Below are 23,030 nucleotides of genomic sequence, written 5' to 3' on the forward strand. Positions count from 1 at the left end.
TAGCTTAAAAGTGGTAGAGCGTCCTTTGCGCATCCGGAACGACGCGTGACGCTCTGGGCAGCGGGTGCGAAACGAGCAGGAACCATGAACGAACTAAAGCCGGTGCAGAGCGAATTCACCACTGTCGAGGTGGCGAGCCCAGAGGGCGGCAACCCGGACCGCTTCGTCAACCGCGAGTTTTCCTGGCTGCAATTCAACCGCCGCGTCCTTGAGGAGTCGCTGAACGCCAATCATCCGCTGCTCGAGCGTGTCCGCTTCCTGTCGATATCCGCCGCCAATCTCGACGAGTTCTTCATGGTGCGCGTCGCCGGTCTCGCCGGCCAGGTTCGCGAAGGCATCACGCTGAAGAGCCCGGACGGCCGCACCCCCGAACAACAGCTGGAACAGCTGCTGCGCGAGGTCGAGCGTCTGCAGGAGGATCAGCAGAATAGCCTTTCCGCGCTGATGCTGCTGCTCGACAAGGAAGGCATCGAGAGCATCAGCCGCGATGCGCTGACCAAGGACGAGAAGACCTGGCTCGAGGATCATTTCCAGGAGCAGGTCTTTCCGGTGCTCACACCGCTTTCGATCGACCCGGCGCATCCGTTCCCGTTCATTCCCAATCTCGGCTTCTCGATGGCCCTGCAACTGCGCCATCGCAGGAATGGCGAGGAGATGAGTGCGCTGTTGCGTCTGCCGGTGGCGCTGAAGCGCTTCATCCGCTTGCCGGACCGCAAGCGTCATGTCCGCTTCATTCCACTGGAAGAGGCGGTCGGCCTCTATATCGGCAAGCTGTTCCCCGGCTACGAAGTCAAGGGCTCCGGCACGTTCCGCATCATCCGCGACAGTGACATCGAGGTCGAGGAGGAGTCCGAGGATCTCGTGCGCCTGTTCGAGACGGCGCTGAAGCGCCGCCGCCGCGGCTCGGTCATCCGCATCGAATTCGACAAGCTGATGCCGGCCGAGCTGCGCGAGTTCGTCGCCGGCGAGCTTGGCGTCTCGTCGAGCCGCATCAGCGTGCTCACCGGTCCGCTGGCGCTCAGCCAGATTTCCGAGATCGTCGCCATCGCCCGCGACGATCTCAAGTTCACGCCCTATAATCCGCGCTTTCCCGAGCGCATCCGCGAGCATGGCGGTGACTGTTTCGCTGCTATACGCGAGAAGGACATCATCGTTCACCACCCCTACGAATCCTTCGATGTGGTGGTGCAGTTCCTGCGCCAGGCGATGGCCGATCCGGAAGTGGTGGCGATCAAGCAGACGCTCTATCGCACCTCGAACGACAGCCCGATCGTGCGCGCCTTGGTCGACGCGGCCGAGGCCGGCAAGTCGGTGACGGCGCTGGTCGAGCTCAAGGCGCGTTTCGACGAGGAAGCCAACATCCGCTGGGCCCGCGATCTCGAGCGCGCCGGCGTTCAGGTCGTGTTCGGCTTCCTCGAGCTGAAGACCCATGCGAAAATGTCGCTGGTGGTGCGGCGCGAGGACGGCAAGCTGCGCAACTACGTGCATCTCGGCACCGGCAACTACCACCCGGTCACCGCGCGCATCTACACCGACCTGTCCTTCTTCACCACCGATCCGACGATCGCCCGCGATGTCGCCCAGCTGTTCAACTTCATCACCGGCTACGCCGAGCCGACCGAGGAGATGCGGCTGGCCATCTCGCCCTTCACGCTGCGCAAGCGCATCCTCAAGCACATTTCGGCCGAGATTGCTCATGCGCTGGAGGGCAGGCCGGCCCGCATCTGGATGAAGATGAATTCGCTGGTCGACCCGATCATCATCGACGCGCTCTATGACGCCAGCCGCGCCGGCGTCGAGATCGATCTAGTCGTGCGCGGCATCTGCTGCCTGAGGCCCCAGGTGCCGGGCCTGTCGGAAAACATAAGGGTCAAGTCGATCGTCGGCCGCTTCCTCGAACACAGCCGCATCTACTGTTTCGGCAACGGCCATGGACTGCCGTCGGACGGGGCGGTCGTCTACATCTCGTCGGCCGATTTGATGCCGCGCAATCTCGACCGCCGCGTCGAAACCATGGTGCCGATCACCAATCCAACGGTGCATGAACAAGTGCTCGGCCAGATCATGCTGGGCAACATCATGGACAACCAGCAAAGTTTCGACGTATTGGCTGACGGAACCTCCCGGCGCGCCGTGCTTGAGGAGGGCGAGGAACCGTTCAACGCGCAGGAATATTTCATGACCAATCCGAGCCTTTCCGGACGGGGTGATGCGCTGAAATCGCATGCGCCCAAGCGCATCGCGCAGTTCAAGCGCCGCAAGAAAAACGGCGCAGCGACCGGCTGATGATTTCAACGTCCCAGGGCCGGCTTCAGGACCGCCGACCGCTGTCCATCATCGACATCGGGTCGAACTCGATCCGTCTTGTCGTCTATGAGGGGCTGGCGCGCTCGCCGACCACGCTGTTCAACGAAAAGATGCTGGCTGGCCTCGGTCGCGGCATCGTGTCGACCGGAAAGCTGGACCCCGAGGCGGTGACGCGCTCGATGGAGGAGTTTCGCCGTTTCCGTGCGCTGTCCGAGCAGGCCGGCGCCGAGCACATGTATGTGCTGGCGACCGCGGCTGCCCGCGAGGCGGTCAACGGTCCCGATTTCATCCACCGCGCCGAAGATGTGCTCAAGACCGAGGTCCAGGTGCTGAGCGGACGCCAGGAAGCCCATTATTCCGCGCTTGGCGTCATTTCCGGCTTCCATCCGGCTGACGGCATCGCCGGCGACCTCGGTGGCGGCAGCCTTGAGCTGGTGGACGTCGACGGCGAGACGATCGGCGACGGCATCACGCTGCCGCTGGGCGGCCTGCGCTTGCAGGACATGGCGAAGAACTCACTGGCCCAGGCCGGAAAGATAGCGCGCGACGAGCTCGCGAAGGCAAAGCTCCTGAAAGGCGGGCGGGGCAGGCCATTCTATGCGGTCGGCGGCACCTGGCGAAACCTCGCCCGGCTGCACATGGAAATGACCAACTATCCGCTGAGCGTCATGCACCATTACGAGATCGGCATCGAAAGCGCCGCGAACTTCCTCAAGCAGGTGGCCAAGGGTGAGATCGAGAAGGTGAAGGGTATCGAAGGCGTCTCGAAGAACCGCCGCTCGCTGCTGCCTTATGGCGCCATCGTGCTCCAGGAGATCATGGCGGCGATGCAGCCGTCCAAGATCATCGTCTCGGCGCTGGGCGTGCGCGAGGGCTTTCTCTATTCGCTGCTCGGCGAGGCCGAGCAGAAGGCAGATCCGCTGATCTCGGCTTCGGAGGAACTCGCCCGGCTGCGCTCGCGCTCGGTCACCCACGCGCATGAGCTTGTCGAGTGGACGGGCAAGACCTTTGCCGCCTTCGGCATCGACGAGACCGACGACGAGAGGCGCTATCGCCAGGCCGCCTGTCTGCTTGCCGACATCGGTTGGCGCGCGCATCCCGAATATCGCGGCAAGCAGTCGCTCAACATCATCGCTCATGCCTCCTTCATCGGCGTCGACCATCCCGGGCGCGCCTTCCTGGCGCTTGTCAACCTGTTTCGCCACGAGGGCTTGTTCAACGATGCCGCTCCGGAAATCCGGGGGCTGGCGACGCCGCGCTATCTCGAGCGCGCCCGCGCACTGGCCGCGGTGATGCGCGTCGTCTACGTGCTGACGGCGGCGATGCCGGGCGTCATGCCGCGGCTGAAATGGGAGAATCGCGGCAATGGCGTGCTTGCGCTTGTGCTGCCGGCGTCGCTGGCCGATCTTTACGGCGAGCGGCCTGCCGGCCGCCTGGCGCAACTGGCGAGGGTCACCAATCGCCGACTGGTGCTGGCGGTCGAGGGCGGCCCCAATATGCCAGCCAAGTAGTCTGGTCAAGTCGTTTCAGGGCCGATCCTAAAAGCCCGCCCGTCGATCGAATAGGCGCCTGCGCCAGCCATCGCCAGCGCCAGAAAACCGCCGGATAGCGCGATGTCCTTCATCAGCATCTGTGAATGCATGAAGGCCAGCGTCGGATCGTCGCCACCTTGGCCATAATGGCCGATGAAGCCTGCCGCGATGCAGAAGGCGGCAAGCAGGAGTGCCACGATCGGCGTCTTGAGGCCGACGAGGATGAGCAGTCCGGCGACCAGCTCGAACAGCCCCGTCACCCAGGCCACGAGCGTCGGCAGCGGCAGGCCGAGGCCGGCAAAATAGCCTGATGTGCCGGTAATGTCGGTAAGCGCGTGGAAGCCGGACGGAACGAACAGGGCGGCAAGCAGAAGACGGGAAAGCAGAAGCAGCGCATTGCGGGGCATTGGTCACCTCCGATGTCGGCCACGCCGGTTGGCCTGTTCCTCCCCGACGCCCTCGATCTTAGCGGAAATTCGGGCCAGGCCACTCGGCCCGGCCAATCGACAGTCTGGTAGATCGACAACGAAAAAGGGACGCGGAAAATTCCGCGCCCCTTGCTGCAACAGCTACTAGCTTGCGTCAGCCGCGCTTGGCGTCGACCGAATAGGCGCCGGCGCCCGAGGAAGCCAGCACGAGGAAACCGCCGGAAATCGCCAGGTTCTTCATGAAGCTGATCATCTGCATCTGATCGGCCCAGCCGGTGTGGGCGACCAGCGCCGTGGCGACAGTGAAGACTGCCAGCACCCAGGCGGTGATCCGGGTCTGGAAACCGATGAGGATGGCGAGACCGCCGAGCAGCTCGATCAGGCCGACGACAACAGCCGTTACGGTCGGCATCGGCAGGCCCATGCTGCCGAAGTAGCCTGCGGTGCCGGCGATCGCGGTAAGCTTGCCGAAACCGGAAAGCACGAAGATGACTGAAAGCAGGACGCGGCCAAGCAGGATGGTGGCCGAGGCGTTGGAAACGGTGCCGGAACCGGCAACGGACGTGTTGGTGGACATGGTGACTCTCTCCGGAAGGGGTTGTAGTGCCATCCAGATAGAGCAGGTCGACTGTTCACCAAAGATGCGGATTTGGTTACAGATCGTTCACAGCAGTAACGTTTCTGCGATCAGCGCAAAAATCATCGGGGATGACGTCACGTCACCCGGGATGCGTCATGTCCTCCGGCCGCACCAGGCGGTCGTAGTCGGCTTCGGTGACCAGCCCGGTGGCCAGCGCTTCCTCGCGCAAGGTTGTACCGTTCTTGTGCGCGGTCTTGGCGATCTTGGCGGCATTGTCGTAGCCGATGGTCGGCGCCAGTGCTGTCACCAGCATCAGCGAACGGTCCAGGGCGGCCTTGATGTTGTCTTCCCGCGCCTCAATGCCCACAACGCAATTGTCGGTGAAGGAGATGGAGGCGTCGGCGAGCAGCTGCACCGACTGCAGGAAATTATAGGCCATCAGCGGGTTGTAGACGTTGAGCTCGAAATGGCCCTGACTGCCGGCGAAGGTCACAGCCGCATTGTTGCCGAACACCTGGATGCAGACCTGCGTCAACGCCTCGCACTGGGTGGGGTTGACCTTGCCCGGCATGATCGATGAACCCGGCTCGTTTTCCGGCAGCGACAGTTCACCAAGGCCGGAGCGCGGGCCGGAGCCGAGCAGACGAATGTCGTTGGCAATCTTGAACAGGGCGCCAGCGCAGGCGTTGATGGCGCCATGCGAGAACACCATGGAATCATGGGCCGCTAGCGCCTCGAACTTGTTCGGCGCCGTGACGAAGGCGATGCCGGTGATGTCAGCAATGCGCGCCGCCACCTTCTCGGCAAAACCGACCGGCGCGTTGAGACCGGTGCCGACGGCGGTGCCGCCTTGCGCCAGTTCCTGCAGGCCGGGCAGCGTCATCTCGATGCGTTTGATCGATGAGGCGACCTGCGCGGCATAGCCTGAGAATTCCTGGCCAAGGGTGAGGGGCGTCGCGTCCTGCGTATGCGTGCGGCCGATCTTGATGATGTGGGCAAAAGCTTTGGTCTTGGCCTCCAGCGCGGCGTGCAAATGCCTGAGCGCCGGCAACAGGTCGTGCACGATGCGCTCGGCGCAGGCGATGTGCATGGCCGTCGGATAGGTATCGTTCGACGACTGGCTCATATTGACGTGGTCGTTGGGGTGCACCGGTTTCTTGGATCCCATGACACCGCCCAGCAGTTCGATCGCCCGATTGGAGATCACCTCGTTGGCGTTCATGTTGGATTGCGTGCCCGAGCCGGTCTGCCAGACGACCAGCGGGAAATGATCGTTGAGCTTGCCGTCGATGACTTCCTGAGAGGCTTCGATGATCGCTTTGCCGATAGCCGGATCGAGCCGCTTCAGCTCCATATTGGTTTCGGCCGCCGCCCGCTTGACGATGCCGAGCGCGCGAACGATCGACGCTGGCTGTTTTTCCCAGCCGATTTTGAAATTTCCCAGCGAACGCTGCGCCTGTGCGCCCCAGTAGCGGTCGGCGGCGACCTCGATGGGACCGAACGTGTCGGTTTCGGTTCTGGTCTCTGGCGCGCTCACTTGGTCTCTCCGGTCTGTCGAATTCGGCACCGGCGTATCGCGTTGCACAAATGGCTTCAAGCGGAGATTGCGGGCGGCAAGGATGCAAATCGGTTGAAGGAGAATCTTCTTTCTTCTCTCGCTATCGAGAAGGTGGATCGGCGCGTTGGCGCCGAGACGGTTGAGGTATGTGGAAGAAACTCCAACGCGGGCGATCCACTCGAACACCCTCATCCGAACTAGCGCGGCGCGGATAAAGTGCACTGGCAGGAAAAACTTATGGCTTTGGACTGAATGCGTGTATGGCGTCCTCCGAGAAAACAGTTCGGCTGTTTGTTGAATGGCCGAATGTCGAGGAGAAACTCCATGTCGCGGAGCGTGTTGGTGTCTGGAGGCTGCGGCTTCATCGGATCGCATTTGGTCGATCGCCTGTTGCTGCGCGCCGACCTGGGAAAGTTGGTTGTCGTCGACAATCTGTGGACCGGAGTGCAGCAGAACATTGAGCATATCAATGATCCGCGACTGAGCCTGGAAGTACAAGACGCCGAGAGCTTCGCATCGCACCAGCGCTTCGATGAAATCATGCACTTGGCGTCGCCTGCTTCTCCATCATGGTACATGCGCGAGCCGGTACGCACGATCAAGGCCAACATCGGGGGCGCGCTGAATCTTCTGACGCTACTCAAACCGGGTGGTCGCTTCTGCTTCACTTCGACGTCGGAAGTCTATGGCGACCCCTTGGTCTCTCCGCAGCCGGAGAGCTACAGGGGCTCGGTGGATTGCATAGGACCCCGATCGTCATACGACGAGAGCAAGCGCTGCACCGAAGCGCTGTTGTTTGAATCTCAGCGCATCAGCGGACTCGATGTCCGTGTCGCGAGATTGTTCAACACATATGGACCGCGAACTCGTATCGACGATGGTCGCGCTATATCGAATTTTATCAGCCAAGCCCTGACCACCGGAATCCTGACGGTCTATGGCGACGGTCTTCAATCCCGCAGTTGGGGTTATGTCGAGGATATCGTCGACGGTTTGGAGCGTTTTTTCTGGCGCGACAACATATCGTATCGGGGCCCTTTGAATATCGGAAACGATTGCGAGGTGTCTGTGCTGGAGATCGCAAACTTCGTCTGTTCGCTCGTTCCAGGTTCCCGGGTCGAGCATCATCCGCCAGCTCCCCAGGATCCCACAAATCGATGCCCGGACCTGACTCTGGCCAGGCGTGTTCTTCCAGACTGGGGAGCGAAGGTCAGCTATCAAGAAGGCGTTAGGCTGACCCTTGAATGGTTTCGAGAACAGGTTTCTGAATGGCGCTCGGCCAACATGGAATCTTCGGCTGTGCCTGCGATGCGCCCTGTGAGCGGTGCGTGAAATCCTGCGCGACGATCAGGGAGACATTTATGCCGGCGATTCTCTTGGCACTGTGACCACCGCTGTGGTTTGAGCAAAGCGGCGATATCGATCATCTCGCCGGGAGTAGAAACGGCAAGGCAACAGCCGAGCCGATGCGCGGCTATGACAGGACATCCTATTCGTGAAATTGATTGTTGTGACACCGGCCGGTCGCGAGAAATATCTCCGCCTGCTCAGCCATTATGTACTGAAGAGCCCTGAAGTATACGAATGGCATTTGTGGGACAATTGCCGCAACGAGGTCGATCGTGCCTATCTCCAACAGCTGGCTGCGACAGACACGCGTTGCAGGATAAAAACGCTTCCTGATGCTGATGGCAGCAACAACGCGATCGGCGACTTCTTTCGCTTCTGCGACGATCCGGACGCTTTCTATTTGCGCCTCGACGACGATGTGGTTTTTCTGGAAGATGGCTTCTTCCCTAGATTCATGGAGAGGGTAGCAAGCGAAAGGGGGTCGGCTCTGTGGTATGCGCCGTTGATCATCAACAACGCAATCTGCAACACGCTGATCAAGTATCTTTCCAGGGTCTTGGTCGACGGGCCACTTACGTGTCAGGCGGCATGCGAATTCTCGTGGGCCCACGCTAGTTTTCCGATGGCGCTTCACCCGGTCTTCATCGAAGCCGTCAAAGCCAACAGACTCGGCGATTTCCGCGTGCCGGACCGGGAGATCCGGCTGTCGCGCTTTTCGATCAACGCGATCGGCTTCTTTGGATCCGACATAGTGGAACTGGGTGATCTTTTTATTCCGCCGAAGAGCGGTAGTGGCGGCGAGGAAGAGTGGCTATCAGCAACGCTGCCGGCGATGCTCGATCGCCCGGGCAAAGTGCTCGGCGATCTGGTCGTAGCGCATTTCAGCTTCTTCACCCAGGAACGCCGTCTGCTTCAAACCAATATTCTTGACAGCTACTATAGGCTCGCCGGCCTTGTCCCGCAGTCTTACAAAACACCTGTGATCCCGTTGAAAGACCGGCTAAGGCCGTGGCGCAAGCTCAAAAGGAGCCGGGCACCGAAATACACGATTTCGCTTCCCCCAAGCATTGCCGACTGATGTTCGGCTAACTGAGCGATACACGCGCCTAGCCGGCCGACTGGCTGCTTTTGGTCTTACCTTGCGATCCCGGCAACGCGCTCGGGATATTGCGCGGCCATCATGAACCGGTCCGCATGATCGGCAAAAATCCTGCTGACCTGTTCGGCGTCAAACCGGGACCTTCGTTTGCGCTTCTCGTCATTGATGAGGAAGCCGGTGATGGCATCGAGCTTTCGGGTGAAGCTTTTGAGGGCGAACCGCGGCTGCCGGGCGAAATGACCGGCCCAAGGCGTATCCTTTGCGAGTTGGCGATAGATGGCCAAGGCTTCGGGCTCGACGCCGATTGAACGCTGCGACCAGGGTTTACCCCGCGTGAAATGACGCGCGAACGACTTGCCGAACGATATCTGACTGCTGAAATTCGTCATGACGTTCCAGTAGGGGTGCATAGTCTGCCATCTGCCTTCAAAGGCAACGTTGAGCGCACCTTGGTCCAGACCGTAGGTATGCTGCGAGGAGAGTTGCCGAGTCCTCTGCAATAACCCCTCTCGCCGCACCAGCGGCATGTTGAACACCAGCACGCCCGCATTGAATTTCGGTGCGCCCGGCTTCATCGGCAGGTGCTTCCGGTACTTCGCGTCGAAATAGCTCTGCTCGTCGTGAGCGGCCAGCAACGGCGCGTGCAGTTGCGTGTGGGCGAGGTCGGCTACCGATCGATTGAAGAGCACGTCGCTGTCGGCATAGACGATGCGATCGTAGGGCTCGAACTCAGGCAATTGATCTGCAAACAGCCTGATATAGGTCGCCAAGGTCAGATGACCCGGATTGAAGTCTGTCGCCTCCATGAACCTCGACACGTCGAGGATGCTGACCGCGGAGCCGAGCAAGCGTTCAGCGACCTCCAACTCCTTTGCGCCGGCGCCAGTCTGAAGAAGAAAGCCCTTGATTGGGCCGGATACGTCCAGCACACGGCGTGCGGCCAAGCAAGCGTACGGGAAGTAATTTTGATCGGCAGCGAAAAAGAAGCACGGATTTTGCGACATATCTAGACTCACCTCAGAGCGCATGCTCATCAAATACTTGGCTTGCTGTCGCAGGCGCGGAAAGCTGTGACGTAGCTCTCTTGACTTCTCATGGCTGAAAGAAGGCGGGCACCGGGAGATCGGTGGTAAGACAGCCCATCGTAACTGCCGCAGCGTGCCTCGCCTGTCCAATGGCAACGTCCATATCGAGATATTTGAACGTCGCAAGGCGGCCTACGAAACTCACGTTGCGGAGTTGCGTGGCCTCATACCGGTAGCGATCCAGCAACGCCGATCCGGCTGCTAGATTGACCGGATAGAATGGAACGTCATTCTCGCCGCATTCGAAGCTGAACTCGCGGGAACACAGGCTTTTTTCATGTGTTTCCCACGGCGAGAACTTCTTGTGTTCGGAAATCCGAGTGTATGGGACCTCGGGATCGGGATAGTTTACGACTGCGCTTTTCTGAAAGTCTCCAGTGACGACGAAATCCTCGAATCGCAGCGACCGATAGGGCAGCCGCCCGAACTCGAAACTGAAAAACGCATCCAGTCCCCCTGTGTAGAAGATATGATCGAATTCGCGGTCGACGCCGTCGCGGTGGAACTTGGTATTATATTCGACGGTGATGAGCGGATGGTGAAGCATCTTTTCCGCCAAGGCTGTGTAGCCTTCTTGCGGAATTCCGATCCTGGAATGGTGAAAGTAGTTGTTGTCTTCGGTAAAACGCAGTGGCAGGCGCTTGAAAATATCGCTCGGCAACTGGTCGGGTGGACGTCCCCATTGCTTTTGCGTATAGCCCTTGAAAAACGCGTTATAAAGCGCCTCACCTATACTTGAGATTGCTTGCTCTTCGAAATTTCGAGGGTCATGGTCCAGCGGTACCGAAAGATTCCGAATATGAGCCTGCGCGCCCTCTGCGGTGAACTGCCGTCCGAAAAATTGGTTCAACGTGTTTAGATTGATTGGAAGCGAGAACAGCCGCCCGGCCACATTGGCCTTCACCTCCAACGCAAAAGGCCTGAATTCTGCAAATCGTGAAACGAACGACCAGACATCCATATCGTCGGAATGGAAGATATGCGGTCCGAACGCATGCTTCATGATGCCGGTCCGCGCGTCTCGCTCGGTGTGGCAGTGCCCACCGAGATGCGGCTTTGCCTCGACAACCCGAACGGGATTGCCGGCGTCAGCAAGCGATCTGGCCAAAGTCGCGCCTGACACACCGGCACCTACGATCAAAATCCGCACATAACCTCGCAGAAGAGCATCATTGAAATGGCAGGCCTCGACGCAGTGATCCCGAACCTACCCATTCCTGTTCGCATCGCCGAACAGGGGCGGGGTTTGGTGCATAGGCTTAATCGAGGTGAAATGTACTGCCGGTTCAGCAAGGGAAGGCTGCAGGCAAGTTTCCGCGCCGTCTGGCTTCAAAGGCACATACAAGTCCTGACCCTTATTGCCGAGGCGCTGGCATCGCTCGGCGTTCGTAGCATCCCATCTTTCTATGTCAACTTGGCCGATGTGCCGTTTGCAAAAAGACCCAGGTATTTCCGGACGCGGTTCGGCTTTTCTTCGGCAGGCGGTTATGCCGAGATTGCCGCGCCTGATTGCATCTTCAATGGCTGGCCGGAGGCGAAATTCGACGACTACGATCAAAAAACGTCGGCGATGGCAGTCGCGTCGGAAGGGCAGCCGCGCAAGAACAGCGCGTTTTGGGCAGGGCGCTGCATGAACGATGCGCGCAAGGCAACGGTCCAGGCTGCGACGGTCCGGCCCGATCTCCTTGAGGCTTATGACACTGCGCCTGATTACGACTCCGCGTCCGTGCAATATTCTGGCGCTTTCAAGACCATGGAGGAACAGGTAGCCACATACAGATACATGATCGACGTCGAAGGTGCGGGCTATAGCGGGCGCTTGAAATTGCTGTTCCACACCAAGCGCGTCGTGCTGATGCAGGAACGACCATGGCATGAGTGGTTCTTCGGGGACATCGAGCCGTTTCGTCACTACGTCCCGGTGGCACGGAACATGTCCGACCTGGTCGAGCGTATCGAATGGTTGCGTGCCAATCCGAAAATGGAGGCCGAAATAGCCGCGGAGGCGCAGCAATTCGCGCAAACCAACCTGACGCGCTCGGCCGCGGTGGCCACATGGGCCCGCTTGCTTGAAGGCCACGTGGCTGCCGGCGGCAATTTGAAGTCCAATCTTCGGAAACTGACGCGTTCGAAACGGTAGTCCAACGAAGGCAACGTATTATTTGCGTCGCGAAGGCCTCTTCGTGAGACACCTCACGACAGGTCACCGTCCGAGCAGCGATTGTGAGGTGGGCGAAAGACGCAGCGTTTCCGTCGGTCTGGCCTGGTCCGACTGCAATGCCTGCCAGGCCGGCGCGGCGGCAAGCGCTGCTTCATGACGGGCATGGGCGTCGGCGCTGTCGAAACCCGTGACGCTGATAAAAACGTTTTCGCCTGATCGAACCGGCAGGCGGGGAAAGCTGTTTTCGGCATGCTCGGTGACAAACGCAGCGAGTGGCCGCGCGCCAGGTGCCGCCAGCACGGACTCGGCATCAGTTTCGAAGCGGCTGGCGAAGTCGACTTCGGCGCCGGGCCGCAGATGATGAATCTTAATGACAACAATGTCCGACAAGCGGTTGTCTCTGCTTGGCTTTTCGTAAGCCGGCAAGGCTGTCCGTTGCGAGCCCGTCAGGTCGAAGCCCGCGCCCGGCCATGCCGGTTTCAGCAACAGCACGTCGTCGGAGTCAATCATCGTGGCGTTGGCGGCATCGCGCCAGGCGGCCCACACCGATCCCTCGTAAAACGCGGTCAGCGCTTTTTTGCGCGCTTCCATGCCGTCGAAGCCGCGCAGCCAGACGAACATGTTTGGTCGGTCGAGATCGCGGAACTGGCCGATGATGGTCATCCCTGCCGTTTCCTGACCCTCGATCAGGTTACCGTCGAAGATGCTGATCAGCGCCTCGCGCCGGCCAGGTTTCAGCGTGTATTGCCTGAGCTCGACGATCGGCGAGGCGTTGAAGCTGGATTTCGACGGGGCATTCAGGGGCAGGCTCATCGAGCAATCTCCAAAACAGGGTGTTCATCCTGTTCTAAAACAGACCGGTTGTCCTGTTTTGTCAATCTGCTATCGTGTGGAGATGTCAGCAGAGATTACCGCTCGCCCAAAGGTGCGGCCCAGGAAACGCACCAACGACCCGGAAGGCCTCCGCAAACGCGTGCTCGATGTCGCCGAAGCCTCCTTTCAGGCGCGCGGCTACCACGCTTCCAGCCTCGGTGACCTGATGGCAGCGGCGGGTGTCACTGGCGGCGCGCTGCATCATCATTTCCCGACCAAGAAGGCGCTTGCGCTGGCGGTGATCGAGGAGCGGGTGGCGGCAGCCGTAGAAGAAACATGGATCGCGCCGCTGCAGGCGGCTGGCTCGGCGCGCGAGGGCGTGCGCAGCGTGTTCGAGGCCGTGGCAACGGAACTGGAGCAGCAGTGTTTCGTGCGCGGCTGCCCGCTCAACAATCTGGCGCATGAACTGTCGCTCGCCGATCCGGATTTTCGGGCTGCTCTTGCCGCCATTTTTTCGGCATGGCGCGAGGCGATCGCTGACAAGATCAGGGCCGACCAGCAAGCGGGCAGGGAGCAGGACACCGATCCGCAGCGCTTCGCCGCGCTCGCGGTCGCCACCTATTCCGGCGCCATGTCGATGGCCAAGACGACGCAGGATTCAGGTGTGCTGCGCGATTGCCTGAACGCGCTGGGGCAGGGAGCTTCCCCAGCTTCGTCCTCCAAGGGCGGAGCAGTTGCGAAGCGACGTCGCAGGGTGCTGCGGCAGCACAGGGTCGTTTGATGCCGGGCGTCAGCCCTCTGCCCTGCCGGAGCCTAATTCGGTAGCGGTTTGATGATCTCGTAGCCGACCACGCTTTCGGCGTTGGTGCCCTCGTCATAGCGCCTGGCCAGAACGGCTTGCAGGTCGGGCGCGTAGAGCGCGGTGAATTCATCCTGTGTCTTGCCGGCCTCGTTCTTGATCGTCTGCCTGACGGCGAGCACGTTGTATTTGCAGTCGCCCAGGCCGAACGTCTCTTTGCCCTTGACGTTGATCTCGAGCGTTTCGGTGCCCTTCGGCTGTTTGTCGGGTGCGAGGCGAACGAATACGGTCTTGCTTTTCGCCCCGGCCTTGAGCGGAAACAGCTTTCTGAGATCGGAAAGCGGGATCATGGCAAGCTGACCGGTCTCGCTGTCGCGAAACACCTCGATCAGGCCGCCGAACAGAAACTGCGTCTGCGGCGATTGGGATTGGTATTCGTTGGCAACCGACACCATTCCACCCGCCGCCGGTCGAAACTCGCTATGGATGCCGGGCCTTTCGAGAACGAAGCCGGCCTTGGCGGCTTTGGCGTCGATGCACTCGGCACCATGAGCGGCGCTCGCCAGGATGGTGAGTGTCGTGCCGATGGATATAGTCTTCATGGCGTCCTCCTCTGCTCGCGTAAGTTGAGTGCAGCACCGGAAGGAATGCCAGACCTGCGGCACCGTGTCGACATACTGTTCGAGGCAACTAGACGAAGAGGCGCCGGCTGTGCTGAATTTCGCGCCATGAATCGCATCTCGGCAGGATCACTCTCCCGGCGCAGCTTTCTGGCGCAGGCGGTAGGGTTTGCTGCGGCCGGCGCCGTTGCGCGACCGGCGCTCGGTCAGACCGGGCAGCGCAGTCCGCCCGTCGACGCCACCTTCCTGTTTATCGCTGATGTCCATGCCTGCCGCATGGCCAGCGGGCTGAGCCCCAATTGCCAGCAGGAAGGCAAGACCGACGCTGCCTTGCTGCGCAGTATCGCCGCCTTGAACGCCATCGACGACAAGGAATGGCCGGCCGAAATCAACGGCGTCGCCACCGGCTTGCGTTCGGCCGGCAGCCGCATCGCCACGCCGCTCGGCCTCGTCGTCGGCGGCGACATGACCGACGATGGCGGCGGCCAGATCACCCAGCCCAGCGAGGGCACGCAGCTTCTCCAGTTCAGCCAGCGCTATCAGCAAGGCGTCGGCCCCGATCGCGTGCACATGCCGGTCTATGTCGGGCTCGGCAACCATGATCTCGACCAGAATGGCCCGCCACCTCATGTCGACTGGTATAGGCGCGAATTGCGAGACTATATCGAGGTCAACCACCGCCCGGGCGTGTTCTTCAAGCCGCCGGTGCCGGCGACCGACTACGATGTCGATACCGACTGCTATTCCTGGGACTGGGGTGGCCTGCATCTCATCCAGACGCACCGTTTTGCCGGCGACACCGGCCATGGCGCGCTCTCCAGCCTGCCATGGCTGAAGCAGGATCTGGCGACCTATGCGGCGGATGGCCGCCCCGTCATCCTCTTCCAACACTATGGCTGGGATGTTTTTTCGATCGAACGATGGGATGCCGCCAAAGGAACCTTCGACGATGACGGTCCTGGCCCGCCGCATTGGTGGAGCGAAGCGGACCGGCAGGCGCTGCTGGCGGCGCTGAAGGGCTACAATGTCGTCGCTATCTTGCACGGTCACCAGCACGAGGTGCCGATGATCTACCGCCGCGACGGGGTCGATCTGTTCAAGCCGAAGGCCGCCTATATGGGCGGCTTCGCGCTGGCGCGGGTGACCAGCGACAGCATGGACGTGGTGCTTGGTGAAGCCATCGGCGATCATGGCGAGGTCGCCTTCACCAACGCTTTCTCGAAGAGCCTGAACTTCTAACGGCGGCAACTGAAGCAGACAGCAAACCGCCTAAAGCAATTCCAGGAAAAGTGCGTAGCGGTTTTCCGTCCGGAATTGCGTAAAAGCAAACACTTAGAGCGGTTCGGCGCTTTTATCAAAAGCTGAACCGCTACTTAAGCCGCTTCCTCATCGCTGTTGAAAACGGCAGCGCAGCGATCAGAGCGCCTTTCTGACCCTGTCCTTCACGTCGCCATAGGCCTTCTGCAATTTGCCGGCGATTTTGTCGGCCGAGCCTTCAGCCTGGACGCGCCTGTTGCCGGTGGCCTTGCCGGCGGCTTTCTTCACGGAGCCTTTGAACTGCTTGGCTAGGCCCGCAACCTGATCCTTGTTCACCATGGCCGCATCTCCTGGGGTTTAATTTGCCTTTGTCCTGGGCAAACGGGCGGCTGGTTTTTCGGTTCCGAGGCCACGGGTCCGCGATGGCCGGAGCCGTCCGGCTCGCCGGCGCTAAGCGGCGATTGCCGCTCGCCATAAAAGAACGCCCCTCGCGCGTTTTATTGCACGGGAGGCGTCCTTTGTGTCAGCCTTTCCTGAGATTGCTCTCGTGAACTGCTGACGATACCCAAAATGCATGGATGCCAAAATGGTTCCCGGCATGGTGCGATTTTTTTCGACAGCTGACGCTCGACCGGTTTCGGCGCCAAATCCGCCATCGAATCCCTGCTTAATCCAACCTGGCGGCGATCGGTCCGCCGGGCGGCGAAAGCAAAAATTGACACGGCGTCAAAAGAAGTCTATAAGAAATTCGTCGATATTTGTTTGACTGACTTTTGTTATCCGCGTGCTCAGGCGCGCCTTTGACGAACTTCCCCCATCAAAATCGAGACAAACGTTGTTGTGCATTCGCATGACGGCGAACGAATATTTGCCACGGAAAGGGTTCGTTATGAGCACAGGCACAGTTAAATGGTTCAACGCCACCAAGGGTTTTGGTTTTATTCAGCCTGACGACGGCTCCGCCGACGTTTTTGTCCACATCTCGGCCGTAGAGCGCGCCGGAATGCGCGACATCGTCGAGGGCCAGAAGCTCGGCTATGAGATGGTCCGCGACAACAAGTCGGGCAAGATGTCCGCCGATCAGTTGAAGGCGGCCTAAAACGGAATTCAGCCTCGCCGGTGACCACGGATGTACCGGCACCGGTGAATGGCGGATTCCAGCGCGTGATCCCGGAGACATCGTTTCCGAAGGATCATGCGCAGATGAAAAAGTGTCAGCGCGTCCAAAAGGACGCGCGGCGCTCCAGCGGAAGGTCAGGCAATGCCTGGCCTTTTGCGTTTGGGGCGCTTCAAAAGTTCGAAAAGAGCACCGCGCGTTCGCTTGAACGTGTTAAGGGTGCTCCAGCAATTTGAATCCGACTGCCGTATTGCTTTGTGCGTGGTCCTGGTCGAAAGACCGGTCTCGCCATTTTTCGGCATTACGCTCCGAACCGGGAGAAAGACCTTGACCGCCACTTCAAAGAAATCCCGCGACCAGGCCGAATCCATCTTCAGCAAGACCCAGACCCAGTCCATGTCGCTCAACCGCATCATTTCCGAACAGGATGCTGTCAGCCAGGCCCGGGAAGCCAAGACCGCGCGGCTGCGCGAATTGCGCCTGGAAAAGGAAGCCGACGAGATGGCTGCGGCCGCCGCGCTCCCCGCCTCGCCGAAGCGCGTGGGCAAACGCTGATGGCCACCAAGCGCGTCCCGCAAAAGGCGATCGCCGCCGATTCGACCATCGCCGATGTCGTGGGAGAACTCGACAAGCCGGTCGAATATGTCCGCCGCGTGCTCGAAAAGCTCGAGCGCTGCAGGCGCGCCCATGGCGATGCCCAGGTCAGGCTCGGCGTGCGTGGCCGCTCCGAATGCCCGAACTATTTGATCGAGTATGTCCGCGAAAATGCCAAGACCCACGAGCGCGTCACCCATCAGGATGCCGCCTATAGCGGCAGCACGCATCGCGAGCTGGCGCCCCGGCACATCGAGGAGGCCAGGAACTGGTCGCCCGAGGAAATGAACATCACGGCGGTCTCGGCGCTGATCGGCCGCCTTCGCAACCCGAATGCGCCATCATCGCGTTTCTCTGACGAGGATTGATATGGCCATAAAATTTTCCGCCAAGGATCAGCCGGCAGCAACCGCTGCCGCCAAGCCGGCCAAGCCGGCCGCCGCAGCGAAAGCCGACGTCACCGCCGAGGCCGCGACCGATCTGTTCAAGTCGCCGGCGGATGTCGCATCGCGCAAGACCAGGAAGAAGAAATAGCGCCCTTGCCGCGAAACGCCGATCCCGTTGCGTCAGGGCCGCTTGCCCTGGCGAGCGCCGGGGACTTTTCGTCTCTGGAGGAGAGCGCCGCTCCTCTCTTCGACTGCCAGAGCTGCGGCGCCTGCTGTTCCTATTCGGCCGAATGGCCGCGCTTTTCGACCGAGGATGACGCTCAGCTCGACCGGATCCCGCAAGACTATGTGGCCGCCGACGAAGCCGGCATGCGCTGCGACGGCGTGCGCTGTTCGGCACTTTCCGGCGAGGTCGGCAAGTCGACCGCCTGTGGCATCTACGAGGTCCGACCGGACGTCTGCCGCGCCTGCATGCCCGGTGGCGACGATTGCCTGATGGCGCGCAAGGCGCATGGGCTGTCGACGCTGTAGTACGAGTCCGGCTCTCAGGTAGTGTTTTAGTTTGACTTTCCACTTCGGGTGGAAAGTCGACATTGGCGCGCCGAATTCGAGTGGCGAAAATCCAACGCTTGGTGCCCGAGGCGAATACAGCTCACGAGCCCTTTTCTACCCTTCCGCCGGAGAGTCCGAACGGGAAGTGGTGACGCCATCCAGTCATTCGTTCGACCAGCCACTCAGCCTCTTGAATCCGCCTGCAAATATATTCCCGCTACGAACTCGTTCCGTCAGCGCCGAGCTTTCAATCCAGGCTTGGATTTCGGCTGTCAGCGGGCCGAGAAAGATGACTTCCGCCAACCTCGCCGCCGCATGCAACGCGGTCATTTCGGGCCAGTTCATGGCAATGTCGTGGTGCCCGATCCAAGCGTCAGGATCTTTATAGTCGATGACGCCGCGCGCTGTCCTCTCCGTGGCGTTCACGAAGAACCTGTAGGACAGGACTCCCGGATGACCTTCGGCTTCGACCCGCCTTGCCAGCGCGCCTACCGCTATCTCGAAGTCTTCCGGCGTCTTCTTCAGCTCGTATAAATTCAGGATGGTGAGGCGGTCGTCGATCATGATTGAACCTCGGTCCGAAACAGCATCTCTTTGCACAACCCGCCCCAGCACTCCCCAGGTCGGCACGGCGTAGCAGCCAACCGGCACCATCGACAGGCCGTTCCCTCGTAGTCGTCGAAGTCAGCACAGTACGCTGACGGAAATCCTATCCGGAGCGGTCTTCCACGACGGGTACCAGCCGTCAGGTTTTCACCACTAGAAAACGTGGTGCTGCTAAGGAGATACCTAAGGCGTGAGGAGCGCGCCCGGAATGGGTGGGAAGTCGCCGTTCGGCTCATCTGCCAGAACGAGCACGTTGCCAAGAGCGGGACATTCGCCTTGGTCTTTCCTGCAAGGCAGCCGCCCAGAACCCAGGAGAAGGATTGTTACGGGCTACCCTGTCGCTCCAGTCTTGTCATGGCTAGGTCGGGGCACGCGACCAGGCGCCCACTTCCGAGCGGCTCACGATCACGCTACCCGCCTCGATTTCGCGCTGCATGCGCTGTCCCAAGGTTTCAATATCGACCTCAGCGGCCGTCGCAACTCCCCGGCTCTGGATTTCCGGCAGCATCGTGACAATGAGTTCAGCGGTCTGGTGTGACCATTCGAAACCGCTCTTGGTTCCTCCAACGACCGCCTCCAAGTGCATTGAGGGCGCGATCAATCCAGCCGCGCGGAATGCCGCATCGAGCTTGATACCCATGTTGGTCTCGATACCGCTGCGCCGGAACGTCTCGACGATCCATCGACAGCAGTCGTCGTAGGTCGGCGCCGGCGGGCTGGATCGACAGCCGTCCCAATCCGGCTCATGGAAGACGATGATCCCTCCAGGCCGGAGATGGCGAGCGACGCCTCGCAGGATGGCCACAGGATCGGCTTGAAACATCAGAACATAGCGGCCGATCACGGCGTCGAACGGTCGGTCGAACGAGAGTGCCGCGGGATCGCCTTCACGGAAGCTGACATTCTGGATCGGATGCGTCGCCGCGCGCCCCTCCGCCGCCGCAAGGGCCGCTGGAGCCCGATCAGCGCCGATGACCTGACCTTCGCTGCCTACCATCTCGGAAACCAGGAATGTAACGTCGCCCGCGCCACAGCCGACGTCGAGCACGCGCATCCCGGGACTTATGCCCGCAGACAGCAAGATTCTTCGCGTGATCGGGTTAATGATGCCCGCCTGATGGCTGAGACGCCTGATCTCGCGATCGGAATGGACGAGAATATACGGGACGTGGACGTCGGCACGAGCGCCACCTGCGACTTCCATGGCTTGCCTCCCCTCATACGACTGTTCCCCAAAGGGGACATCGCGTTAGTCGACGACTATGCGCCGATGCGGCAGCCAGTCAATCAGACTCGCTGTTGACCTCAATGCGAATGTCGCTTCAGGGTCAATGCTTGCCTTAGAAGTCCTCCGAACAAAGGGCAAAGAAGGGTCGTGAGCCGAAATTCGAAATGAGGCACTAACGGCCCTCGGGCTGGCTTGTGCCCACGCGTTTGGCTGGCTACGTTGCCGGCGGCAGGGACAACGCCGGGAGATCATCCGTGAGCATCGAATTCTTGTTGACGTCGCTGATTGTCGTGGCTTCGCCCGGCACCGGCGTTCTTTATACGCTGAGCGCCGGGCTTTCGCGTGGCGCGCGCGCCAGCATTGTCGCTGCTTTCGGTTGCACGCTCGGCATCATTCCGCATATGGCGGCCGCCATCACCGGGCTGGCGGCGCTGCTGCACACCAGCGCACTCGCCTTTGAGACGATCAAATATCTGGGCGTAGCCTACCTGCTGTACATGGCGTGGAACACGTTGAAGGAGAGCGGCGGCTTGAACGTCGGGCAGGATGTCGCGCCGCGCTCGGTCGGCAAGGTGATCACCTCGGGCATTCTGATCAACGTCCTCAACCCGAAACTGTCGATCTTCTTCTTCGCCTTTCTGCCGCAGTTCGTCAGCACCACCGAACCGCATGCGCTGTCGAGGATGCTGGAGCTCAGCACCGTCTTCATGCTTTTGACCTTTGTCGTCTTCGTCGGCTACGGCATCTTCGCCGCCTCGATCCGCAGTCATGTCGTGTCGCGGCCGATGGTGCTGACCTGGATGCGCCGCACCTTCGCCGGCGCCTTCGTCGCGCTCGGCGCAAAACTGGCACTGACGGACCGGTAGACAGTAAGGATCGCGGGCAGTCGTCGAAGCTGGCGCCGCCCCTCATCTGCCTGCCAGCCCCTTCTCCCCGTCTAGGACGGGGAGAAGGGGCTGGCCGCAACCTGGCATCCTTCCTTTAACGCTTGAGATTGGCGAAATCTTTCGCGAAGGCAGCTTTCTCCCCGTCACTATACGGGGAGAAATGCCCGGCAGGGCAATGAGGGGCAGCGCCAAACCTATCCCTTCACATAACCCATCGCCTCGACGATCAGCCCGTCCGCTACGCGCATCAGATTGACGCCACGGATGGAGTTGCCGTCGGCACGCCAGTAACGCCAGCGGATTGTCGCCCGTTCACCGGCGACGAAGGTCTCCTCGATGTCGAAGCGGGTGCCGGGTTCGCTGGCTATCGCCGACCACAGCCGCACGCACGCCTCCCGGCCGGCATGGCGGGCGCCGTCCGGCGCCGGCACGGTATTTTCGATGACGCAGTCCTCGGCCACCAGGCCCGGGAGTGTCGATGGATCATGAAGCTGGAACACGTCGTTGTAGCGCCGCATGATCTCGGCCGTCTGTCTGGATTGGTCGTCTGGATGGATGACCATGATGCTATCCTGTTTCATCTCAGTATCTCCAGATTTCATTTCTCCGCGGCCGTGACCAAGTCGGCCTTGAGCGTGATGTCAGCCACACCAGCCAGGGCGCGTGAGACCAGGCATGTCGCTTTCGCAGACTGGGCAAGGCGCTGGAATTCCTCGGGCGCCAGGCCCGGGATTTCTGCTTCCGTTTCAAGATCGATGCGGATGATCGTCGGTCCCGCCTTGCTCATGCCGAGGTGCACTTTGGCGACGGTGTGGATCCGTGCGGGGACATGGCCGCCGCTGCCGGCTATGGCGCTCAGCGCCATCGAAAAGCAGCCGGCATGCGCCGCCGCGATCAGTTCCTCGGGGTTCGTGCCGGGACCGTTCTCGAAGCGCGACCGGAAGGAATAGGCACCTTCGAAGACGCCGCTGCCGAGCCGCAGCCGGCCCGAACCTTCTTTCAACGACCCTTGCCATTGGGCTTCTGCCTCACGGATGGTCATTCGCTTTTCTCCTCTTCGATGAAACCCAATATATAGACCGATCTACATAATATATAGACCGGTTGTCATACTCGGCGCAAGGCCTATAATGCTCGCTCCTGACAGAGGCTGACATGGCGAACGATACACGCACCCGCATGATCGAAGCGACGGCGCTGCTGCTGAGGCAGCGCGGCTATCACGGCACCTCGCTCAACGATATTTTGAGCGCCTCCGGTGCGCCGAGAGGATCGCTCTATTTTCATTTTCCGGGCGGCAAGGACCAATTGGTCGTCGAGGTGACGCGCGACAGCGTCGAAAAGGTCACGCAATGGATGGATGAGGCGCTCGCCGCCGAGCAGGACCCGGCGGTGGCCGTCCACCACATCTACCAGGCGGTCGCACGCATGCTGGAGGACAACCAGTTCACCCTTGGCTGTCCGGTCGCGCCTGTAGTGCTGGACTCGCCGGCCAACATGCCGGAGCTGGCCGAACTGTGCCGGTCGGCCTTCGAGCAATGGATAGGCTTGCTGCAGGCGGCCTTCGTCAGGGCAGGGGTGCCCGAGCGTCGCGCCCACGCTCTGGCACTGCTTGTCGAATCATCGCTGGAAGGGCTGATGGTGATCGCGCGCGCCACCCGCGACCGCGCCCCGGTGCTGGCGGTGGCCGATGAGGTCGCCGCGCTGGTGGAAAGTGCGTTGCCGGCCAAGAAGGTCGCTGTCGCAGCGCATTGACGGTAGCATCTGAGCCGGGGGGCGCTCCGGCGAAATAATCGGCCGATGGCAACAAAAAGGGCGACCTCTCGGCCGCCCTTTCCGTATCTGAAGGCTGATGGATACGTGGATTAGAAATCCATGCCGCCCATGCCGCCCATGCCGCCGCCGCCCATGCCGCCTGGCATGCCGCCGCCAGCCGACTCCTTCTTCGGAGCCTCCGCGATCATGGCTTCGGTGGTGACCAGCAGGCCGGCGACCGAGGCCGCATCCTGGAGAGCCGTGCGCACGACCTTGACCGGATCGACGATACCCATGGCGATCATGTCGCCATATT

26 protein-coding genes and 1 pseudogene are annotated in these 23,030 nt (G+C 60.8%); 14 read left to right on the top strand and 13 right to left on the bottom strand.

Features of this window, described 5'->3' with window-relative positions:
- Positions 1-84: 84 nt before the first annotated feature.
- Complete coding sequence (locus EOC94_RS30450) at positions 85-2,286, top strand: RNA degradosome polyphosphate kinase (protein WP_127295207.1); 2,202 nt, start codon at positions 85-87, stop codon at positions 2,284-2,286.
- Complete coding sequence (ppx, locus tag EOC94_RS30455; protein ID WP_095489295.1) at positions 2,286-3,818, top strand: exopolyphosphatase; 1,533 nt, start codon at positions 2,286-2,288, stop codon at positions 3,816-3,818. Before EOC94_RS30450 ends, ppx begins: the two co-directional genes overlap by 1 nt.
- A gap of 5 nt (positions 3,819-3,823) precedes the next feature.
- On the opposite strand, the gene EOC94_RS30460 is transcribed toward ppx, so the two are convergent.
- The 3 genes from EOC94_RS30460 to fumC form a co-directional block, all read right to left on the bottom strand.
- A complete protein-coding gene (locus EOC94_RS30460) occupies positions 3,824-4,246 on the bottom strand; it encodes a DoxX family protein (RefSeq protein WP_095489294.1) in 423 nt (140 codons plus the stop codon).
- A gap of 175 nt (positions 4,247-4,421) precedes the next feature.
- Positions 4,422-4,844, bottom strand: a complete 423-nt coding sequence (locus EOC94_RS30465; RefSeq protein WP_095489293.1) for a DoxX family protein — start codon at positions 4,842-4,844, stop codon at positions 4,422-4,424.
- Between the two features lie 142 nt (positions 4,845-4,986).
- Positions 4,987-6,384 carry a class II fumarate hydratase gene (fumC, locus tag EOC94_RS30470; protein ID WP_095489325.1) on the bottom strand — a complete coding sequence of 466 codons (1,398 nt, stop codon included), beginning with the start codon at positions 6,382-6,384 and terminating at the stop codon, positions 4,987-4,989.
- A gap of 345 nt (positions 6,385-6,729) precedes the next feature.
- Here fumC and EOC94_RS30475 point away from each other — a divergent pair, with 345 nt between their 5' ends.
- A complete protein-coding gene (locus EOC94_RS30475) occupies positions 6,730-7,737 on the top strand; it encodes an NAD-dependent epimerase/dehydratase family protein (protein WP_127295209.1) in 1,008 nt (335 codons plus the stop codon).
- A gap of 163 nt (positions 7,738-7,900) precedes the next feature.
- Positions 7,901-8,833 carry a hypothetical protein gene (locus EOC94_RS30480; RefSeq protein ID WP_095489291.1) on the top strand — a complete coding sequence of 311 codons (933 nt, stop codon included), beginning with the start codon at positions 7,901-7,903 and terminating at the stop codon, positions 8,831-8,833.
- A gap of 56 nt (positions 8,834-8,889) precedes the next feature.
- Here the strand turns inward: EOC94_RS30480 and EOC94_RS30485 are convergent, their stop codons facing one another.
- Positions 8,890-9,888 carry a glycosyltransferase gene (locus EOC94_RS30485; RefSeq protein ID WP_127295211.1) on the bottom strand — a complete coding sequence of 333 codons (999 nt, stop codon included), beginning with the start codon at positions 9,886-9,888 and terminating at the stop codon, positions 8,890-8,892.
- A 58-nt stretch (positions 9,889-9,946) separates the two neighbouring features.
- Positions 9,947-11,089: a UDP-galactopyranose mutase gene (locus EOC94_RS30490; protein ID WP_127295213.1), complete on the bottom strand. Its 1,143-nt coding sequence runs from the start codon at positions 11,087-11,089 to the stop codon at positions 9,947-9,949.
- Positions 11,090-11,116: 27 nt separating this feature from the next.
- Between EOC94_RS30490 and EOC94_RS30495 the strand changes: the two genes are divergently transcribed.
- Entirely contained in the window at positions 11,117-12,079 is a 963-nt protein-coding gene (locus tag EOC94_RS30495; RefSeq protein ID WP_127295215.1) for a glycosyl transferase family 90, read from the top strand.
- Positions 12,080-12,142: 63 nt separating this feature from the next.
- On the opposite strand, the gene EOC94_RS30500 is transcribed toward EOC94_RS30495, so the two are convergent.
- Complete coding sequence (locus EOC94_RS30500; RefSeq protein WP_127295217.1) at positions 12,143-12,913, bottom strand: NIPSNAP family protein; 771 nt, start codon at positions 12,911-12,913, stop codon at positions 12,143-12,145.
- Positions 12,914-12,995: 82 nt separating this feature from the next.
- On the opposite strand from EOC94_RS30500, the gene EOC94_RS30505 reads away from it, so the two are divergent.
- On the top strand, positions 12,996-13,694 hold the full coding sequence (locus tag EOC94_RS30505) for a TetR/AcrR family transcriptional regulator (RefSeq protein ID WP_185928358.1): 699 nt from the start codon (positions 12,996-12,998) through the stop codon (positions 13,692-13,694).
- A 32-nt stretch (positions 13,695-13,726) separates the two neighbouring features.
- On the opposite strand, the gene EOC94_RS30510 is transcribed toward EOC94_RS30505, so the two are convergent.
- Complete coding sequence (locus EOC94_RS30510; protein WP_095489286.1) at positions 13,727-14,314, bottom strand: hypothetical protein; 588 nt, start codon at positions 14,312-14,314, stop codon at positions 13,727-13,729.
- 126 nt (positions 14,315-14,440) lie between these two features.
- Here EOC94_RS30510 and EOC94_RS30515 point away from each other — a divergent pair, with 126 nt between their 5' ends.
- Positions 14,441-15,571, top strand: coding sequence for a metallophosphoesterase (locus EOC94_RS30515; protein ID WP_127295219.1), 1,131 nt, complete (start codon positions 14,441-14,443; stop codon positions 15,569-15,571).
- A gap of 177 nt (positions 15,572-15,748) precedes the next feature.
- On the opposite strand, the gene EOC94_RS30520 is transcribed toward EOC94_RS30515, so the two are convergent.
- Positions 15,749-15,928 carry a CsbD family protein gene (locus EOC94_RS30520; RefSeq protein ID WP_126107058.1) on the bottom strand — a complete coding sequence of 60 codons (180 nt, stop codon included), beginning with the start codon at positions 15,926-15,928 and terminating at the stop codon, positions 15,749-15,751.
- A 550-nt stretch (positions 15,929-16,478) separates the two neighbouring features.
- Here EOC94_RS30520 and EOC94_RS30525 point away from each other — a divergent pair.
- The 5 genes from EOC94_RS30525 (at position 16,479) to EOC94_RS30545 (ending at position 18,217) form a co-directional block, all read left to right on the top strand.
- Positions 16,479-16,688, top strand: a complete 210-nt coding sequence (locus EOC94_RS30525) for a cold-shock protein (RefSeq protein WP_010915421.1) — start codon at positions 16,479-16,481, stop codon at positions 16,686-16,688.
- A 345-nt stretch (positions 16,689-17,033) separates the two neighbouring features.
- The gene (locus EOC94_RS30530) at positions 17,034-17,261 is read left to right on the top strand and encodes a hypothetical protein (protein ID WP_095489283.1); all 228 of its coding nucleotides are present in this window, start codon (positions 17,034-17,036) and stop codon (positions 17,259-17,261) included.
- Complete coding sequence (locus EOC94_RS30535) at positions 17,261-17,668, top strand: hypothetical protein (protein ID WP_095489282.1); 408 nt, start codon at positions 17,261-17,263, stop codon at positions 17,666-17,668. Before EOC94_RS30530 ends, EOC94_RS30535 begins: the two co-directional genes overlap by 1 nt.
- Before the next feature lies 1 nt (position 17,669).
- Positions 17,670-17,834, top strand: coding sequence for a hypothetical protein (locus EOC94_RS30540; RefSeq protein ID WP_127295221.1), 165 nt, complete (start codon positions 17,670-17,672; stop codon positions 17,832-17,834).
- 47 nt (positions 17,835-17,881) lie between these two features.
- A complete protein-coding gene (locus EOC94_RS30545; RefSeq protein WP_245465691.1) occupies positions 17,882-18,217 on the top strand; it encodes a YkgJ family cysteine cluster protein in 336 nt (111 codons plus the stop codon).
- A 183-nt stretch (positions 18,218-18,400) separates the two neighbouring features.
- Here EOC94_RS30545 and EOC94_RS30550 read toward each other — a convergent pair whose 3' ends face one another.
- Positions 18,401-18,802, bottom strand: coding sequence for a hypothetical protein (locus EOC94_RS30550; RefSeq protein WP_245465690.1), 402 nt, complete (start codon positions 18,800-18,802; stop codon positions 18,401-18,403).
- Between the two features lie 400 nt (positions 18,803-19,202).
- The gene (locus EOC94_RS30555) at positions 19,203-20,048 is read right to left on the bottom strand and encodes a class I SAM-dependent methyltransferase (RefSeq protein WP_127295225.1); all 846 of its coding nucleotides are present in this window, start codon (positions 20,046-20,048) and stop codon (positions 19,203-19,205) included.
- Between the two features lie 278 nt (positions 20,049-20,326).
- On the opposite strand from EOC94_RS30555, the gene EOC94_RS30560 reads away from it, so the two are divergent.
- Positions 20,327-20,938, top strand: a complete 612-nt coding sequence (locus EOC94_RS30560) for a LysE family translocator (RefSeq protein ID WP_127295227.1) — start codon at positions 20,327-20,329, stop codon at positions 20,936-20,938.
- Positions 20,939-21,153: 215 nt separating this feature from the next.
- Here the strand turns inward: EOC94_RS30560 and EOC94_RS30570 are convergent, their stop codons facing one another.
- A complete protein-coding gene (locus tag EOC94_RS30570) occupies positions 21,154-21,540 on the bottom strand; it encodes a nuclear transport factor 2 family protein (protein ID WP_127295229.1) in 387 nt (128 codons plus the stop codon).
- Between the two features lie 17 nt (positions 21,541-21,557).
- Complete coding sequence (locus EOC94_RS30575) at positions 21,558-22,001, bottom strand: OsmC family protein (protein ID WP_127295231.1); 444 nt, start codon at positions 21,999-22,001, stop codon at positions 21,558-21,560.
- 113 nt (positions 22,002-22,114) lie between these two features.
- Here EOC94_RS30575 and EOC94_RS30580 point away from each other — a divergent pair, with 113 nt between their 5' ends.
- Positions 22,115-22,714 carry a TetR/AcrR family transcriptional regulator gene (locus EOC94_RS30580; protein ID WP_127295233.1) on the top strand — a complete coding sequence of 200 codons (600 nt, stop codon included), beginning with the start codon at positions 22,115-22,117 and terminating at the stop codon, positions 22,712-22,714.
- Between the two features lie 110 nt (positions 22,715-22,824).
- Here the strand turns inward: EOC94_RS30580 and groEL are convergent.
- A pseudogene (groEL, locus tag EOC94_RS30585) lies at positions 22,825-23,030 on the bottom strand (chaperonin GroEL); the annotation flags it as partial.

This window comes from Mesorhizobium sp. M6A.T.Ce.TU.016.01.1.1 (assembly GCF_003997065.1).
GTDB lineage: Bacteria > Pseudomonadota > Alphaproteobacteria > Rhizobiales > Rhizobiaceae > Mesorhizobium > Mesorhizobium mediterraneum.

Bases quoted from the DNA above. Each gene is read 5' to 3' on its own strand.
- EOC94_RS30475 (WP_127295209.1), top strand. From the start codon at position 6,730: ATGTCGCGGAGCGTGTTGGTGTCTGGAGGCTGCGGCTTCATCGGATCG.
- EOC94_RS30535 (WP_095489282.1), top strand. From the start codon at position 17,261: ATGGCCACCAAGCGCGTCCCGCAAAAGGCGATCGCCGCCGATTCGACC.
- EOC94_RS30525 (WP_010915421.1), top strand. From the start codon at position 16,479: ATGAGCACAGGCACAGTTAAATGGTTCAACGCCACCAAGGGTTTTGGT.
- EOC94_RS30460 (WP_095489294.1), bottom strand. From the start codon at position 4,246: ATGCCCCGCAATGCGCTGCTTCTGCTTTCCCGTCTTCTGCTTGCCGCC.
- EOC94_RS30555 (WP_127295225.1), bottom strand. From the start codon at position 20,048: ATGGAAGTCGCAGGTGGCGCTCGTGCCGACGTCCACGTCCCGTATATT.
- EOC94_RS30465 (WP_095489293.1), bottom strand. From the start codon at position 4,844: ATGTCCACCAACACGTCCGTTGCCGGTTCCGGCACCGTTTCCAACGCC.
- EOC94_RS30515 (WP_127295219.1), top strand. From the start codon at position 14,441: ATGAATCGCATCTCGGCAGGATCACTCTCCCGGCGCAGCTTTCTGGCG.
- EOC94_RS30580 (WP_127295233.1), top strand. From the start codon at position 22,115: ATGGCGAACGATACACGCACCCGCATGATCGAAGCGACGGCGCTGCTG.
- EOC94_RS30570 (WP_127295229.1), bottom strand. From the start codon at position 21,540: ATGAAACAGGATAGCATCATGGTCATCCATCCAGACGACCAATCCAGA.
- EOC94_RS30510 (WP_095489286.1), bottom strand. From the start codon at position 14,314: ATGAAGACTATATCCATCGGCACGACACTCACCATCCTGGCGAGCGCC.
- EOC94_RS30450 (WP_127295207.1), top strand. From the start codon at position 85: ATGAACGAACTAAAGCCGGTGCAGAGCGAATTCACCACTGTCGAGGTG.
- ppx (WP_095489295.1), top strand. From the start codon at position 2,286: ATGATTTCAACGTCCCAGGGCCGGCTTCAGGACCGCCGACCGCTGTCC.
- EOC94_RS30520 (WP_126107058.1), bottom strand. From the start codon at position 15,928: ATGGTGAACAAGGATCAGGTTGCGGGCCTAGCCAAGCAGTTCAAAGGC.
- EOC94_RS30505 (WP_185928358.1), top strand. From the start codon at position 12,996: ATGTCAGCAGAGATTACCGCTCGCCCAAAGGTGCGGCCCAGGAAACGC.
- EOC94_RS30540 (WP_127295221.1), top strand. From the start codon at position 17,670: ATGGCCATAAAATTTTCCGCCAAGGATCAGCCGGCAGCAACCGCTGCC.
- EOC94_RS30495 (WP_127295215.1), top strand. From the start codon at position 11,117: ATGGCAGGCCTCGACGCAGTGATCCCGAACCTACCCATTCCTGTTCGC.
- EOC94_RS30500 (WP_127295217.1), bottom strand. From the start codon at position 12,913: ATGAGCCTGCCCCTGAATGCCCCGTCGAAATCCAGCTTCAACGCCTCG.
- EOC94_RS30485 (WP_127295211.1), bottom strand. From the start codon at position 9,888: ATGAGCATGCGCTCTGAGGTGAGTCTAGATATGTCGCAAAATCCGTGC.
- EOC94_RS30575 (WP_127295231.1), bottom strand. From the start codon at position 22,001: ATGACCATCCGTGAGGCAGAAGCCCAATGGCAAGGGTCGTTGAAAGAA.
- EOC94_RS30550 (WP_245465690.1), bottom strand. From the start codon at position 18,802: ATGATCGACGACCGCCTCACCATCCTGAATTTATACGAGCTGAAGAAG.